Annotated in this window: 11 protein-coding genes; 6 read left to right on the top strand and 5 right to left on the bottom strand. The window is 54.4% G+C overall.

From position 1 onward, the window contains the following. Positions 1–55: 55 nt before the first annotated feature. Positions 56–1462 carry an MFS transporter gene (locus ACFPMF_RS25320; RefSeq protein WP_379850419.1) on the bottom strand — a complete coding sequence of 469 codons (1407 nt, stop codon included), beginning with the start codon at positions 1460–1462 and terminating at the stop codon, positions 56–58. Positions 1463–1564: 102 nt separating this feature from the next. Here ACFPMF_RS25320 and ACFPMF_RS25315 point away from each other — a divergent pair, with 102 nt between their 5' ends. From ACFPMF_RS25315 to ACFPMF_RS25295, 5 genes are all read left to right on the top strand, one after another. Beyond that, positions 1565–2971 (top strand): BamA/TamA family outer membrane protein, encoded by a 1407-nt coding sequence (locus ACFPMF_RS25315; protein WP_379850417.1) that lies wholly within the window; start codon positions 1565–1567, stop codon positions 2969–2971. 187 nt (positions 2972–3158) lie between these two features. Next, positions 3159–4916, top strand: coding sequence for a fatty acyl-AMP ligase (locus ACFPMF_RS25310; protein WP_379850416.1), 1758 nt, complete (start codon positions 3159–3161; stop codon positions 4914–4916). A gap of 67 nt (positions 4917–4983) precedes the next feature. After that, complete coding sequence (locus tag ACFPMF_RS25305) at positions 4984–5256, top strand: acyl carrier protein (RefSeq protein ID WP_379850415.1); 273 nt, start codon at positions 4984–4986, stop codon at positions 5254–5256. After that, entirely contained in the window at positions 5256–6503 is a 1248-nt protein-coding gene (locus ACFPMF_RS25300) for a cytochrome P450 (protein WP_379850412.1), read from the top strand. Before ACFPMF_RS25305 ends, ACFPMF_RS25300 begins: the two co-directional genes overlap by 1 nt. A gap of 29 nt (positions 6504–6532) precedes the next feature. Further along, entirely contained in the window at positions 6533–6910 is a 378-nt protein-coding gene (locus tag ACFPMF_RS25295) for an iron chaperone (RefSeq protein WP_379850410.1), read from the top strand. Between the two features lie 208 nt (positions 6911–7118). On the opposite strand, the gene ACFPMF_RS25290 is transcribed toward ACFPMF_RS25295, so the two are convergent. Continuing rightward, positions 7119–7778 (bottom strand): YdcF family protein, encoded by a 660-nt coding sequence (locus tag ACFPMF_RS25290; RefSeq protein ID WP_379850408.1) that lies wholly within the window; start codon positions 7776–7778, stop codon positions 7119–7121. A 227-nt stretch (positions 7779–8005) separates the two neighbouring features. Between ACFPMF_RS25290 and ACFPMF_RS25285 the strand changes: the two genes are divergently transcribed. Further along, positions 8006–10504 (top strand): PAS domain-containing protein, encoded by a 2499-nt coding sequence (locus tag ACFPMF_RS25285; protein ID WP_379850406.1) that lies wholly within the window; start codon positions 8006–8008, stop codon positions 10502–10504. A 131-nt stretch (positions 10505–10635) separates the two neighbouring features. Here ACFPMF_RS25285 and ACFPMF_RS25280 read toward each other — a convergent pair whose 3' ends face one another. From ACFPMF_RS25280 to ACFPMF_RS25270, 3 genes are all read right to left on the bottom strand, one after another. Further along, positions 10636–11898 (bottom strand): FG-GAP repeat domain-containing protein, encoded by a 1263-nt coding sequence (locus ACFPMF_RS25280; protein ID WP_379850453.1) that lies wholly within the window; start codon positions 11896–11898, stop codon positions 10636–10638. A 149-nt stretch (positions 11899–12047) separates the two neighbouring features. Next, entirely contained in the window at positions 12048–14921 is a 2874-nt protein-coding gene (locus tag ACFPMF_RS25275; RefSeq protein ID WP_379850404.1) for a PVC-type heme-binding CxxCH protein, read from the bottom strand. A 250-nt stretch (positions 14922–15171) separates the two neighbouring features. Beyond that, positions 15172–16515, bottom strand: a complete 1344-nt coding sequence (locus tag ACFPMF_RS25270) for an amidohydrolase (RefSeq protein WP_379850402.1) — start codon at positions 16513–16515, stop codon at positions 15172–15174. Between the last annotated feature and the right edge of the window lie 73 nt (positions 16516–16588).

The raw sequence follows: 16588 nt of genomic DNA, 5'->3' as shown, positions 1-16588 counted from the left end.
CCCCCTTTCTGCCGTTGGAGAAGGGGGTACGGGCGGTTTTGCTATACATCCGCCTTCAGTGACCGCCCGCGCCGATGGGAAAAGCCGCCTGCTCGGCCTGTTTCGATTCTTTCACCAGGAAGCAGGCCGCAGCCGCCAGCACGAGGCAAACGCCACACAGAACCAGCGCATTCCGTGGATCATTGTTCAATACGTTCTCGTACAGAAACGGAATGGTGATCATGTTCACAATTTGCGGCACAACAATAAATCCGTTAAACAGCCCCATATAAACGCCCATTCGCCCCCGGGGAACGGACGTCGACAGCATGACGTATGGCATCGACATGATGGAACCCCAGGCCAGGCCCACCAGCGTCATCCCGACCAGATACGTCATTTTATCGTTGGAAAACAGCATGGAAAAGAATCCCAGACTCCCAATGGTCAGAAAAACCGCATGGGTACTTCGTCGCCCGATGCGGGCCGCAATGGGGGGCAGCAGGAACGAAATTCCGAAACAACCGACGTTGAACAACGCAAAACACAAATTACTCCACTCCAATCCTTTGGCAAAACCCGTCGGGTTGGTGGTAGCATCGGGGGCGTTGAAGGCATGGCGGGCAATCGCCAGCGACAGGTATTGCCACATCAGGGGCAGGCCATACCAGGTAAAAAATTTCACCCACCAGAGCTGCTTCATGGTGGAAGGCATCGCGCGTAGGGCCTCAAACACTTCGGTGAAGGCGTGAAAGAGCCCCCGTTTCTCCTGCTTCATCCGCTCAAATTCTTCCCGGTTTTCGGGCGGATATTCGTCGGTGGTAAACAGGGTCCAGAAAACCGCTCCCAGAATGGCGACGCCACCGATATAAAACGAGTACTTGACAAAATCCGGGATATTGTTCTCCCCGGAAGCCACGATCGTAATGCCAAAAACCGGCAGAATAAACGGCATGAGATTGGCCAGCGTTTGCCCAAATCCGACGAAAAAACTCTGGACGGCAAAACCCAGGTTCCGCTGCTGCATGTTGAGTTTATCGCCAATAAACGCCCGGAAAGGTTCCATTGTGATGTTCAGGCCGGCGTCGAGCAGCCACATCAGGCTGGCGGCCATCCAGAGCGCCGACGAGTTGGGCATCAGAATCAGGGCAAAACTGGTGATGATGGCCCCCACCAGGAAATACGGTTTTCGCCGTCCCCAGCGTTCTGACCAGGTCCGGTCGCTCATGGCTCCGATGATGGGCTGCACCAGCAAACCCGTTATCGGACCCGCCAGCCACAGGGCCGGAATAGCGGACTCTTCGGCGTTAAGGTACCGGAAAATCGGGCTCATGTTGGCCTGTTGCAACCCGAAGCCGTATTGAATACCCAGAAATCCAAAACTCATGTTCCAGATTTGCCAGAAGCTCAGACGGGGCTTGTCTTTCATGATAGGCTGGACGAACGCGTTTAGGGTAGCATCGGAACCGCAAAAGGGCTCCATTCTGACAATTATAAGGATTTTGTTGAAAGATTTAAAGATTGTTTTTACCTATTTTTTTATTGCGGTATTTTTGAAAATGCTATTGTCTACTTCGTTGATTTGATGCTGCTTTCGTTTCTTTTCTGGTCGTTATCGCTGGCGGATTCGACGGTTTCCGCACGGGCCGTTACGGATTCGCTGGCATCGGATTTCTGGATTGTTCGATCGGTGCAGATTCGCGGCAACCACCGCACACGGGAGCGCATCATTCTCCGGGAAATGGATCTGAAAACCGGTGACACGATTCAACGCCCCCAGCTGACGGAAAAACTGGCCTGGGACCAGCGGAAAATCACCAATACCAATCTGTTCGTCACCGTCGATGTGGTGGCCAAGGAGGTGGGTTTTCAGCAGATGGATATCGAAGTCGATCTGAAAGAACGCTGGTACCTTTTTGTCATCCCGGTTTTTGACCTCGCCGACCGCAACTTCAACGAATGGTGGTATGAGCGGGGCCGCAGCCTGCAACGCACGATTTACGGCGCCCGGCTGAACTACAAGAACGTGACGGGCAATGCCGACAAAATCAACGCGATTTTCGAGTTTGGCTTCGCCCGCCGGACGCAGCTGGTGTATACGCTGCCCTACATCGACCGGGCGCAGAAAACCGGCATCAGCGTGGGAGCCTCCTACCAGACCAACAAGGAAATGGCCTACCGCTCGGAACGGGATAAACTGGTGTATTTCCGCAGTGACAACCTGCTGCGCGACCGGTTTTATACCAACGTGACCCTGACGCGCCGGAACCGGTTCTACAACGTTCACCGGCTGGAACTCCGCTACGTTCGCAATTCGATTGCCGACACCGTTGCCCGACTCAATCCCGACTATTTTCTGAACGGCCAAACCCGGCAGCGGTATTTTCTCCTGAGTTACCTTTTCACGCACGACCGGCGCGATGCCGTAGCCTATCCGCTGCGGGGCCATTATTTCAATCTGGCCGCCAATCAATACGGTTTGCTGCCTTCCGACAACCTGCGTTTATTCGACCTGTCGACCACCTACACCCGGTATTGGTCGCTCGGGTCCCGGTTCTACGCCAGCAACAGCCTCCGGGGCAAACTCTCCTGGCCCGACCGCCAGCCGTACCTCAATTTGCGGGGCTTGGGTTATCTGACGGACTTTGTGCGCGGTTACGAACTATACGTCGTCGATGGCCAGCGGTACGGGCTGATACGCAATACGCTGAAATACCAGGTATTCAACATTCGGAAACACCTCCGCTGGGTCCCGATGAAACAGTTTAGTACCGTACCGATTGCGATGTACCTCAGCCTGGTGGGCGACATGGGTTACGTCAACAGCACCCTGGCGTCGGAGTACAACAGTCGACTCGCCAATTCGTGGCTCTATGGCGGTGGACTGGCCCTCGATGTGGCGACCTTTTACAACCTGGTCGGACGGATCAGCTATTCCGTCAACCGGCAGGGGCAGACCGGTCTTTTCTTCAATTTTACCTATGATCTGTAATCCAGGGATGAGAACACGATGGGGCTTTGTGCCGTCGGACAAGTGTTCCAAAATGACGGGGTTCACGCAGGTCAGTAGTATTTTCTAGGTAATTATCGTACTTATAGTAAATACTTTTGGAGGTCTACCTTAAAAATTCTATATTTTTAAGAATTATAACAATTCGCCCTTACCAACAATCTTTAACATGTCCGGTACGTTCAAAACCATCGTCGAGACCGTTCGATTTCGTGCCAGCCAGACACCCGACCGTCCCGCCTTTATTTTTCTCAAAGACGGCGAACAGGAAGAAGAAGTCCGATCGTACCAGCAGCTTCATGCCCGCGCCAGCTCCCTGGCTGGGTTGTTGGCCAATCCAGCCAGGGAGCCTTCTGAGCGCAAACTTTGCCTGCTTGTTTATCCGCAGGGGCTTGAGTTTATCGAAGCATTTTTAGGCTGTTTATACGCCGGAATTGTGGCTGTCCCGATTGCGGTACCGGGTAAAAACCGGGGGTCTGACAAAATCGGTTTTCTGATCCGGGATGCCGGTATCCAGACCGGGCTGACTACCGCCAAAACCCTGGAACTGCTGCAAAAAAACTTCGGCAACGATGGTTGGTTCCGTTCCCTTTCGTGGGTCACGACCGATACGTTGCCCATGACCGACACCACGGATTTACCCCTTCCGAAACCCGAAGATCTGGCGCTGCTGCAATATACATCGGGTTCCACCAGCCAGCCCAAAGGTGTGATGGTGACGCATGCCAATATCATGGCTAATTCGGCCTTTATCAGACACGCGTTTCAGAACGATTCGTCGAGCGTCTCGGTGTGCTGGCTCCCCTCCTTCCACGATATGGGACTGATCGACGGCATTATCCAGCCGTTGTATTGCGGTTTTAAGGCCGTGTTACTCAATCCCGTACACGTTGTCCAGCGACCGATGCGCTGGTTGCGGGCGTTCCGGCGTTACGGCGGAACCTACGGCGGAGCCCCTAACTTCATGTTCGATTTCTGCGTGGATCGCTCCACCGCCGACGAACGGGCGGAACTGGATTTACGAAGCATCCGGCACCTTTACAATGCCGCCGAACCCATCCGGGCATCGACGCTCCATCGGTTTGCTGAAGCGTTTGCAATCAGCGGGTTTAGTCGAAAAAGCCTGTTCACGTGCTTCGGCCTGGCCGAATCGACCCTGGCCGTTACCATGTGTCGCGTGGATTGCCCACCCGCTTTCGTCACCGTCGATGCCGATGCCCTGACTGCCGGGCGCATTCTATACCAGCCCGCCGGAACACCCGGAGCACGCGAACTGGTGAGTTCGGGCTGGCCGATGAACGACAGCGTAGTACGAATTGTCGACCCCCAAACCGGCCGCGTCTGCGAAGAAGGTGAAATCGGTGAAATCTGGACGATGGGCCCCAGCGTTACGCAAGGGTACTGGCATCAGCCCGCCCTGAGCGCCGAGTGGTTTGAAGGGTATACGAATACCGGCGAAGGTCCTTTCCTACGAACGGGAGATGCCGGTTTTTTTTGTAAAACGGAGGGGCTCTTCGTGACAGGTCGCTTGAAGGATTTGATTATCATCCGGGGCTCAAATCATTATCCGCAGGATATTGAACTGACCGTTGAACACAGTCACGAAGCGCTGGCAAGCAATGCCGGAGCCGCTTTTTCGATCTACACCGAAAAGGGCGAACAACTGGTGGTCATTCACGAGCTGAAACGGGTGGCCCTGCCAACGGCCCCGGTTCAGGACATTGCCCACGCGATTCTGCGGGAGGTCAGCCTCCGACACGCATTGGCGCCGGTGGCCGTGGTGTTGCTGCGGCCCAATGGCGTGTTCAAAACAACGAGTGGCAAAGTGCAGCGCAAAGCTTGTCAACAGGCTTTTCTCGATAACAGCCTGGCTGAGCACTACCGCTGGGATGTCCTGCAACAAACGACAACCGATTCGAAACCCTAACCGTTATCCCCAACAATTTGCCCTAAAACGCCCTATTCCTAAATCTAAACAAAAACCACGATCCCGAATGCCTGATCATCCATTGACACCTATCGCCATCCAGCACTGGCTCACTCAACGTATTGCTTCCGAACTCAAAATAGACCCCGAGCAAATAAATGTTCATCAGCCGTTTGCATCGCTGCGGCTCGACTCGGTTTTTGTCGTCACCTTGGCCGTTGACCTGGAAACTTGGCTGGACACTGCCATCGACCCTTCGGTTTTCTGGGAAATTCCGGATATTGCCAGTTTGTCTGAATGGTTAATCAATGATTATCTGCCTACTCAAACCCCATCCTGATGAACGCACCTGCTTCCCAAGGTACGCTGATGGGCAAAGGCTTATCGGCGCTCTGGGCCCCTTTTTCTCCGGCGAATCGCATCAACCCCTACCCGATGTACCAGGCGCTGCGGGAACTGGGTCCGGTTCATCAGCTAAAAACCGGCGACTGGGTGGTGACGCGCTACGCCGATGTCTGTACGGTTTTGATGGACAAGCGTTTCGATGTCATTGATATGCCGTCGTATTTCCGGTACAAGACGCTGGAGGTCGACGGTGCGGTAATCGATTTGTATGATACCTACCGGGCGTCGTACAACTGGCTGCTCTACCTGCGCCGACCGATGCACGGCCGGACCCGGGAAATTGTCATGAAAATCTGGCCGACGCTCCAGTTCGTCGAAAATGTTCAGGCGGTTGTAACGGAACTCGCCGGGCAAATGGCCCAGAAAACCGCCATTGACCTCATCGATGATTTTGCCAAACCGCTGCCGGTCATGGTCATTTCACGGTTGATGGGCTTTCCCGAAACGCATCTCGAAGAACTCAAATACTGGGGAGAACGACTGGCAACGATTTTTGAGCCGATGTTGTCGCGGGCCGAAATGCTGGAAATCAACCAGGCAGCCGCCGATTTTCTGGCGTTTGTGGACGAATGCCTTAAAGCCCACGAACAAAAACCAGCCAACACCCTGATTGGAAAACTGTTACAGCAACGAAGCGCCGACGGCCAGCCCATCGACCGTGATGACCTGATCTCATTGATTGCCAATCTGTTTGTGGCCGGTGAAGAAACCACCCGCAACCTGATCGGCAACGGTTTTGCGGCCTTAACGGCGTTTCCCGACCAAATGGCCCTGCTGCAACAACACCGGGAACTCCTGAAACCGGCGGTGGAGGAAATGCTGCGTTACGACGGCCCCGTTCAGATTACCTCCCGCATTGCCCTGGAAGATGCTGAAGTTTCGGGGCGACTGATCCGGGCTGGCGAGCAGCTTTACGTCTGCCTGGGATCCGCCGGGCGTGACGAGCAGCAGTTCGAAAATTCCGACCGGCTGGACATAACCCGTTCGAAAAATAAACACCTAGCTTTTGGCTACGGTTCTCATTTTTGCCTCGGTGCCAGCCTTGCCCGGATGCAGGGTATGCAGGCGTTTCAGGTTCTGTTAGACCAGTTCCCCGACCTTCGCGCCGATCTGCCACGGGCGGTCCAACGTCGGAATCTGCTGCTGCGTGGATTCGGCACGTTGCCAACGGTGCGGATTTGAATCAATATTCATTGGAAAACCAATTCCCTATGACCAACCCGAAACCGGCCAGTGTGGATGAATACATTGCCGATTTTCCCGAAGACGTGCAGAATATTCTGGAGCAGGTTCGGGCAACGATCAAAGCCGCAGCTCCGGAAGCCGAAGAAGCGATCAGCTACGCCATGCCCGCGTTCAGGCTGAACAAAAATCCCCTCGTTTACTTCGCCGGATTCAGGAATCACATCGGCTTTTACGCCACACCCACCGGCCACGAAGCTTTCAGGGCGGAATTGTCGGCCTATAAAACCGGCAAAGGTTCCGTCCAGTTTCCGCTGGATAAACCCATGCCGCTGGATTTGATCACGCGCCTGGTAAAGTTCCGCGTGAAGGAGAATCAGGAGCGGGCTAAACCAAAAAAAGCGTAAAAACGAACCGTTTGATCGGGTAGCCATTCTTTTGAGAGCCACCGCTCAAAAACAAAACCGACGAAACCGCCGGGCCTGTCAAGCCTTCTTATCTATCTTAAGAAGGCTTGACGGGGCCTCGAAAATTTCGCCGGAAAAAGCAACGTTACCGAATCGGGCTTTTTTGGGTAGAATGGCCGGTTTGGGCGACGGAATTAAAACCGCCAAATCAGCTTTTAATCAGGTGCTGATCGAAGCCCGCAGCAACCAGGGCTTCAAAAGCCGCCCAAACGGCAGGGGGAATTTCCTGCGGAATCTGAAACCCTTTTCGGGGGTATTCCCGAATCCGCTGCAAATCGCCCACCATACTATTAATCACCTGTTCCGGTGACAGATCCGGGTTGGAAAACGGATCGAGGTACTCCTCGAAGGAGGCCTGCGGGGAAGTTACCCGAACCGGTTTTTCGGGCCAGACTTTCCGGAACGTAGCCAGACTTCGGCGTTCCATATACGGTTTTTGTACCAGCAGGAACGTGGCAGGATCCAGATGCTGTTCGGCCAGCATTTGCCGCGTAAAAAGCACATTTTCCCCGGTATTTGTAGACCGGTTTTCGATCAGAATGGCCTCCGCCGGAACACCCATCTCCCGGGCAATGCGGGCAAACTGATCGGCTTCGGGTTCACGCCACATCGTGCGGGTAATGACGCCCAGGCCACCGGAAAAAATCAGCAACGGGGCCCAGCCCGCCAGCCAGAGTTGCGCAGCCCGCTCGGCCACCCGCTTGTCGTAACTGCAAAGGACCAGAATCGCGTCGGCGGGTTGAAGGGGCTGATTAAGCCGGTGATAGTCCCAGAGCGTTTTCGCCCATTGGAGAACGGATGGTGTCATTGAATTCATAAAATTTCGGCAAAGGAGCTATCCAGGAGTTGGCACGGTCGGTTTTAGCACTTTTCCAATAAACCACGATCCTCATGTTTATAACCGAAAACCCATTTCCCGGAGCGCAAAGATAGTCCTGCTTCAACGGTTTTACAGCCCGGGTTGCGGTTGTAAACTAAAAATGCCGTGTACCAATAAAGAAAATAACTATTTTAGCAGGGCCTTACTTTTAACCGGTGAAGAAAGTTACCTCGAACAACAATTATCCCTTTTTGCAGGGAGGTGGTGAAATGGGTGAACTCACCCGTAATCATGATTGGTCCCAGACGTCCATCGGCGCTCCCTCCGAATGGCCCCAGAGCTTGCAGACTACGCTGGGCATTTTGCTGCACTCCGCTTTTCCGATGTTTCTTTTCTGGGGGAACGATCTGCTCTGTTTTTATAACGATGCTTTTCGCCCCAGTCTGGGCACGTCCGGAAAACATCCGGCACTCGGAAAACCGGGGGCTGAGGTATGGGCCGAAATCTGGGATTTTATCGGCCCTTTAATCACGCAGGTCATGACAACCGGCGAACCCGTCTGGTTCGAAGATCAGCTTGTGCCGTTTTACCGGAATGGTCAACTCGAAAATATCTATTGGACCTTCAGCTACAGTCCCGCCTACGGCGACAGGGGTGACATTTACGGTGTTCTGGTCACTTGTGCGGAAACCACCCGGAACGTGAACACCATCAAGCAGTTACAAATCTCCCAACGAAGGTTTCAGAACCTGGTATACAATGCCTCCATTGGTATTCTTGTTCTGGACGGCCAGGACCTGAACGTGGAAGTGGTAAATCAGGCCTATGCGCGCCTGGTAGGTCGTCATCCCGATGAACTGATGGGCAAACCGCTGTTCAGTGTCCTTCCCGAAACCCAGGAATCCGTTCGCCCGGTGCTGGATCGCGTCCGGGCCACCGGTGAACCGGAGTACGTTTATGACTATCGGTATTCCGTGCTGAAGAACAGCGGGCGGGAAGAAGGGTTTCTGAATCTCATTTATCAGCCTTTCAAAGAACAGGATGGCTCGATTACCGGGGTTATGATCCTGTGCCAGGAAGTCAATGACCAGGCGGCCATTCGCCAGCAACTGGAAGAAAGTGAGTTGTTTTCCCGCAACGTGTTCTTCAATTCGCCGGTTGCCAAAGTTGTTTTCGTGGGCGAACAAATGGAGGTCCGAACCATCAACGAGAACATGCTGGAAATGCTCGGCAAGGATACGTCGATTATTGGTCTGCCTTTTCAGCAGGCCCTGCCGGAGCTGGTTTCCAGTTCACTGCTGGGGCAGATCCGGCAGGTGTATGCCACCGGCGAAACCGCCTACCAGCCGGAAGAAAAGCTGAACCTTGTTCGCTCCGGAAAACCGTATACGGGCTATTTTAACTTCATTTACAAAGCGTTACGAAATACAGCAGGCATCATTTACGGGATCATGGTCACGGCCACGGAGAGCACCGAGCAGGTACTGGCCCGGCAGAAAGTCGAAGAAGCCGAAGCGCGGCTGCGGGGGGCCATCGAACTGGCCGAACTGGCAACCTGGAGCATGGATGTCAAAACCGGCATTTTCACGTATTCGGAGCGGTTTATGAAGTGGCTGGGCTTTTCCGAAGATACCAAAAGCATGGACGAAGCCTACAACCCGCTTCCCGACGAATTCCGGCAGCAGGTCGCCGACGCCATTTCGGCGGTCATTCAGCCGGGTTCGTCCGGGCGGTACGAGAACGAGCATCCCATCATCAACCGGCAGACCGGGCAAATTCGACTCATCCACGCCCAGGCACAGGTCTTCTACGATTCCGCTGGTCAGCCAGCCGTTCTGAGCGGCACCGCGCAGGACATCACGGAACAACGAAATATTCAACTGGCACTCGAACAGCAGGTTCAGGAGCGCACCGAGGAACTGGCCGCCATGAACGAAGAACTGGCTACCACCAACGAAGAACTGGCCGAATCCAACGCCCTGCTGCTGCGCTCCAACGAAAACCTGCAACAGTTTGCCTACATCGCCAGCCACGACTTGCAGGAACCGCTGCGCAAGGTGCAGCAATTCGGCGATTTACTCAAAACGCAGTACCTGACGCAACTGGGCGAAGGAGCCAATTACCTCGACCGGATGCAGGCGGCCGCCAGTCGGATGTCGATGCTGATCAAGGATTTGCTGACGTTCTCCCGGATTTCTACCCAGCAGGATACGACGGAAGCCGTTTCGCTGCAGCAGGTGATTCATACGGTTTTAACGGATCTGGAACTGCGCATTCAGGAAACGGGCGCGCAGGTGACGCTGGGGCCATTACCAACCATTCAGGGGGATTCGTCACAGCTGGAACAACTTTTTCAGAACCTGCTCAGCAATGCGCTCAAATTCCTGCGTCCCAACATTAGTCCGGTTATCCGGATCGACTGCCAAACCATCGCGATGGCTCATTTGCCACCGACCATAAAACCGACCCGCATTGCCCCCTCCTACCACCGCATCAACGTGGCCGACAACGGAATCGGATTTGACGACAAATACATTGACCGGATTTTTCAGGTGTTCCAGCGGCTGCACACCCGGAGCGAATTTTCGGGTACAGGAGTCGGCCTGGCCATTTGCGAGAAAGTTGCGACCAACCATGGCGGTGCCATCACGGCCAGCAGCCAGCCCGGCCTGGGGTCCACCTTCAGCGTTTTTCTGCCCATTTCCGAAGCCTGACCAAAGCGGGCGTTTTTTTAAAAGGTTCGAAAAATGATCGACAGGACTGCCGCAACCGGTCGGCCCTGCGCACCCAACGAAACCAAAAAACAGGCGCTGAAAATCCCTGCTTTTCCGGCCATTGAAACCCGCTAGTTCGTTACCTTATTCTCGAAGAGGAAAACGCCGTTTTTATTGGCAATGATGATATCCGGTTTTTTATCGCCGTTCATGTCCTGCACCGTGATGTTCAGTCCCGCGCCCGAATCATTGTCAATGACGTGTTCTTTAAAATACGGTTCTTTGCCGGGCGTAAATTCATACCACAACAGAAGGGCCGGATCGCTGTCGCCGGGGTCGCGACCATGATGCGCCAGAAACCGCTTGCCGGTGATGTAATCCTTCCGACCGTCGCCGTTCAGATCGGCCATGAGGGAGGAATGCGTCTGGGCGGTGATGTTGCTCATCAAATGGGTTTTGAAGTTGATTTTGCCGGTTTCGTCGGTAATCTGCTCGTGCCACCAGATACCCAGCGCGTGCGCCGACGCGCTGACGACATCGTTTTTACCGTCGCCGTTCACGTCCAGCACCTGCATGTGTGAGCAGGGTTCGCCGAGGTTCGCCGGTTGAAAAACCCAGTTGCCGGCTTTTTTGTCCGCCGTTCCCTTGAACCAGCCTTCCCGAACGACCACATCGTTGAATCCATCTTTATCCACATCGCCGTAGCCGATGCCGTGCGAGAAAATTTCAGTACCGGGTACCTTCTCGGCGCTTAGGGCAAACCGTTGCCATTCTGTCTCACCCGGTTTGGAGGGAGATTTTAGCCAGACGATCTGCTTTTTGTCTTTATCCCCGCACAGAATATCCAGCCGACCATCGCCGTCGATATCGATAAAACCGGGCGACTCGTTGGCAATCCCGACCGAATCGGCCAGCACGTGTCTTTTCCACACTCCGGGTTTATTTTTCGGGTTTTCGAACCAGAAACCGGGTTTGCCCGGAAAATCCACGATCACCACGTCGTCCCAACCGTCCTGATTGACGTCCATACCCAGGTTCAGAAACGAGTTGCTGTATTCCTTGCGCGGATCGAACAAACGGGAAGGTGCCATCTCGTGCCGGGTCCAGTGGGGAGCTTCGAACCAGTAATAACCGGCAATGATGTCCAGTTTTCCGTCCCTGTTCAGGTCGGCCACGGCCACCCCTTCCGAAATGAAGTCGCCGGTCAGTTTGGTCTTTTTGAAATCGTTGGACGGTACCACCGGTTTGCCCGACGGATTTGCGGTGGCCGGAGTCGTTGCCATCTGCTGCCGCATCCTGAACAACGGTTTTTCCTGACCGTATCCGCTCGTCATCCACCCGAACAGCAGCAACGCACTCAAACCCAGTCGGCCGTTAAAAGCTGGTTTTGTCATCATAGCGATGAAAGGTTAAATGATGGAGAATTGGATACTGGATACTGGATGCTGGATACTGGATACCGGATACCGGATGCTGGATATTTGATACTGGATCGTTATGATAGTCTATGGTCCGTCACCCCTCTGCACCCGCCACTTCTCACTTACTCGTCTAGTGTCTTGGCAATCAGCGTCTGGAGTTCGTGGTTTTCGTGGGAATGTTCCAGCTTCCCGACACGCTCATTCAGCTCTTTCAGCAGTTTTTTCGAATCTTCGGTACCGATTGCCCCAAGGCGCTGGATGGTATAGGGCAACTGTTTCGGCATTTTCGACTTCTGGGCCATTTCCAGCGCCCGTTTCATGTCGATGGCCACCAGCGGTTCGCTGGCATACCACACCATCAGCGGCTGGTTGTGATCGTCTTTGTCGTCGGCTTTCTGCGTCAGGGCTTCCAGTACCTCCCAGCGCTGACCCGGTTCCAGGCGCGTCATGGCCGAAGCCAGATACAGCCGAACGAGCGCCGAATTATCGTTCTGCGCCAGGGTCGCCAGTTTTTTCAGGGTCTCGGGCGATACGGTTTTGTCCTCCGCCAGCAACTGAATGGCCCAGCTCCGGACGTATTCGCTTTCGTTATCCAGCAGGTCGGCCAGTTCCTTCTCCGTCAGCCCGTTCGTGACGTGCAACGCCCAGAGCGCCCGAAGTTTGCGGGTTGGATCGGGATTTTTCGCCAGGATTTCCTTCAGTGCCTTGTGTACTTTTTTGTTCGGCCCCCGTTCCTGCAACAGCAAACGGGCCTGCCGTACATACCATTCGTTCGGGTGCAACTGATAGTTGACCAGTTCCCTATCCGACGCTTTCGCCAGATCAACCTGCACCCACTTGTCGTTTTCGTGCGTAATCTTGAAAATCCGACCCATTGTTTTGTCGTGCACATCCGGGTTCGAGCTATGGCACTGATTTTTATCGTACCAGTCGATCACGAAAACCGACCCGCTGGCGTCGTATTTCATGTTCAGCCACTGCGACCACGAATCGTTCATGACCATAAAATCCGGTTTATGGGTCACTTTATACCCGGTTCCGGACCGTTCCGGGTGATCGTGATTCAGCCGGGCGCCGTTGATGTTATTCATAAAAATCTCGTTGCGGTATTCCTGCGGCCAACTATGCCCGAGGTAAATCATGGCCCCGGAATGGGCGTGTCCGCCCCCCGCCGACGCCGAGCGGAAGTTGCCGGCATGGGGCCCACGCTCGCCCACCCAGTGGACGTGGTCGGCGTGGGTCTTAATGTCGTCGTAGGTGTACGGATTGAAGTGTTTTCCGGCCTGCCGCTGATACCGTCCGCCCTGAATCATGTGGTACATGTGCGGAATGACGCAGGCCGTGATGAAGGCGTGGCCGTAATCGTTGAAGTCCAGCCCCCAGGGATTGCTGGTTCCTTCGGCGAAAACTTCGAACTGCCGCGTGGTGGGATGAAACCGCCATACACCCGCGTTGATCTTCGTCCGCTCCGAATCCGGCGCACCCGGTTTTCCGACGTTCGAGTGCGTAAAGACGCCGTGGGTGCCGTAGAGCCAGCCATCGGGTCCCCAGCGCAGGCTGTTCAGGGTTTCGTGCGTGTCCTGGGTGCCCCAGCCATCGAGCAGTTTCTGGGCCGGGCCGGTCGGTTTGTCGGTTTTGAAATCCGCCGGAATAAACAAAAGATACGGGGCTGCTCCCAGCCAGACCCCGCCCAGGCCCACTTCAATGCCGCTGACCAGATTCAGGCCTTCGGCAAAGACTTTCTTCCTGTCGAGCGTGCCGTCGCCGTTGGTATCTTCAAAGATAAAAATCCTGTCGCGTCCCTGCCCTTCCGGTGCCGGAACCGGATAGGTGTGCGACTCCACCACCCAAAGCCGGCCACGCCAGTCGATGGTAAAGCAAATGGGTTTCACGATATCCGGCTCGGAGGCTGCCAGCGACACTTTAAAGCCGTTGGGTGCGGTCATTGCCCTGGCCGCTTCGATGCCCGAAAGCCCGGCATTCAGGACGGGGTCCAGCGGGGGCAGAATAATGATATCCTTCTGTTTCAGCTCGTTCGGAAAGTTCGGACGGGTCGCGTAAAACTGAAAATCGTCAAAATTGATGTGCGCCCATTTGTCGTTTGGAATGTACGGGATCTGGGAAATACCGGTTTCGTTATCGATGATCCGAATGAAAATATCCTGATTCAGATACGGTTGCAGTTCCACCACGGCGGGTTGCAGCGTGGCCCGGCCCTGCCCGGTTATGTGGTAAATAATCTTGTTGGTGCTGGCCTGTACAATTTCGACCCGCGTATCCTGCAACGCTCCGCCCGACACTTTAAAAGCCGCAAATGGCTGGGTAACCTTGAACGGAACCGAGGTCAGCGTACCGGTTTGCTTGTAATTCGTGGTCCCGCCACTGCTCAGGAAATACGTGCCATCAAAACCGATGTGCATCTCCTTTTCGTGCACCGGCGACGGGTCGTCCTGGTTGAAAACCGGGTTACTGAACGCATCGCCGGTCGCCGTCCAGTCCTTCAGCGTGCCGGTTTCGAAATTCAGATTCAGCGGTTGTCCATCTTTCATCGGTACCTGCCCGGCGATGGTTGCCGTCGCAATGGCTCCCTCCACTACTTCGAAACTTCCGACCATACCAGCCGCCCGGTGGCCCGGAACCGAACAGAAATACGTATCGTTCTGGTCGGCTTTAAACGTAATACTGGCCTTCGAACCCTTTTCCAGAATGGTTTTGCTCTTGACGCCCAGTTTCTCCAGCGCAATGTCGTGCGTCATCACCTCCCCGTTGGTGATCGTGATCCGTACCCGCTCGCCTTTTCGGGCCTTTAAGGTCGGATTTCGGGTGCCATCTTTCGCAAAAAAGCCCAGCATGGTCGCTTCCAGCGCATAGTCCCGGTCAACCTTTGCGGTATCCTGAGCGACGGGCTTCGCTTTGGATGACTGCGCCATGGTCTGGGTAACCGGCACGAACAGGGCCGCAAAAAGGATGGGTGTAAGCAATCGGAATCGAAGCATAGGAACAATGGGTAAGGTGCCTGGGAATTTCACACTAAAGTATCAAAAAAAGTCTTGCCACTAACAGGACGGATTCGGCAACTTATTATACTCAGTGTAAAAGGCATTCGGAGCCACTTTTTCCTCTTATTCGCTGCTTTATTTCGATTCGCAGCCCGCCGGTTTCCGGTTTGTTACACGACGGTCTAAACCGCGTACCAATCGTCCATTCTGCCCTTAAGCTCGATCGTTGCGGGTTACCCAAACCGTCCTACTTCTTCTTGGCACTGGCGGTGCCGGCTCCTTTCCACTGGTCCATGTAATCGACCGTCAGGTGGCATAATGATTTGACACCCAGACCAAAACCGCTCTCATCGATGTAAAAATCCGGGGTATGATGCGGAGCAGCCTCTTCAAGTTTTCTACCTTTTGGCATTCCGCCCAGGAAGAAGAAAAAACCGGGCACCTTCTGCTGGAAAAAGGAGAAGTCTTCGGCGCCGGTGTCCAGCGGGCGGATGAGCACCTTCTCTTTTCCGGCCACGGCTTCGAGCGTCGGCACCATCTGGTCGGTCAGGGCGGGGTCGTTGTAGGTGACGGGATACATCACGTCAATTTTGACATCGGCTTTCGCCCCGGCGCTTTCGGATATGTTCGTCGCAATTTCGTTGATCCGGCGGTGGATGGTCTGCTGCATTTCGGGCGTAAACGAACGGATGGTGCCGATCATGTTGACTTCCTCCGGAATGATGTTCTGGCGAATTCCGCCGTGCATCGCTCCGACCGTTACAACGGCCGGATATTCGGTAATCGGGAGATTGCGGCTAACGATGGTTTGCAGGCCCATCACGATCTGGGAGGAGGTTACAATCGGATCGACGCCCGACCAGGGGGCGGCCCCGTGCGTCTGCTTGCCTTTGACTTTGATGCTGTAAAAATCAACGGCAGCCATCGTGGCCCCGGGCCGGTATTTGATCGTTCCGACTTCGGTTTGCGAATTGATGTGCAGCCCAAAAATGGCATCAACGTTCGGATTTTCCAGCACCCCTTCTTTCACCATCAGTTGTGCCCCTCCTTCTTCGCCCGCCGGAGCCCCTTCTTCCGCAGGCTGGAAAATAAACTTCACGGTTCCTTTCAGGTCGTTTTTCACGCTCGCCAGCACTTCGGCCACGCCCATCATGATCGCGACGTGTGAATCGTGGCCGCACGCGTGCATTACGCCGGTTTGCTGGCCGTTGTATTCCGTCTTCACCGTCGATTTAAAGGCCAGCTCACCCCGTTCGGTCACGGGTAACCCGTCCATGTCGGCCCGCAGGGCCACCACCGGCCCCGGTTTCCCGCCTTTTAAAATCCCCACTACCCCGGTTTTGGCCACATTGGTTTTCACGTCAATGCCCAGCGCATGCAGGTGAGCCGCAATCTTGGCCGCGGTCTGAAATTCGCGGTTGCCCAACTCCGGATTCTGGTGAATTTCACGGCGCCAGGTTATCACTTTTTTTTCAACCCCATCGGCCAGTTTATTCATCTGGGATTTCAGAGGAGACTGCGCATGAGCAGGATTAAAAACCAAGCATAAAACCCCAAAAAAGCAGTAAACTAATCCTGTAGTTATTTTCATAAAACTGGTTTGAGTCGTTTAAGTAGAAATATCAAAAAAACAGATTCATAAATGACTTCAAAAAAAATTTAAT

This window comes from Larkinella bovis (assembly GCF_042655385.1).
Taxonomy (GTDB): Bacteria; Bacteroidota; Bacteroidia; order Cytophagales; family Spirosomataceae; genus Larkinella; species Larkinella bovis.
The sequence above is the reverse complement of the archived record's forward strand: the minus strand, read 5'-3'. Positions and strand labels throughout refer to the sequence as shown.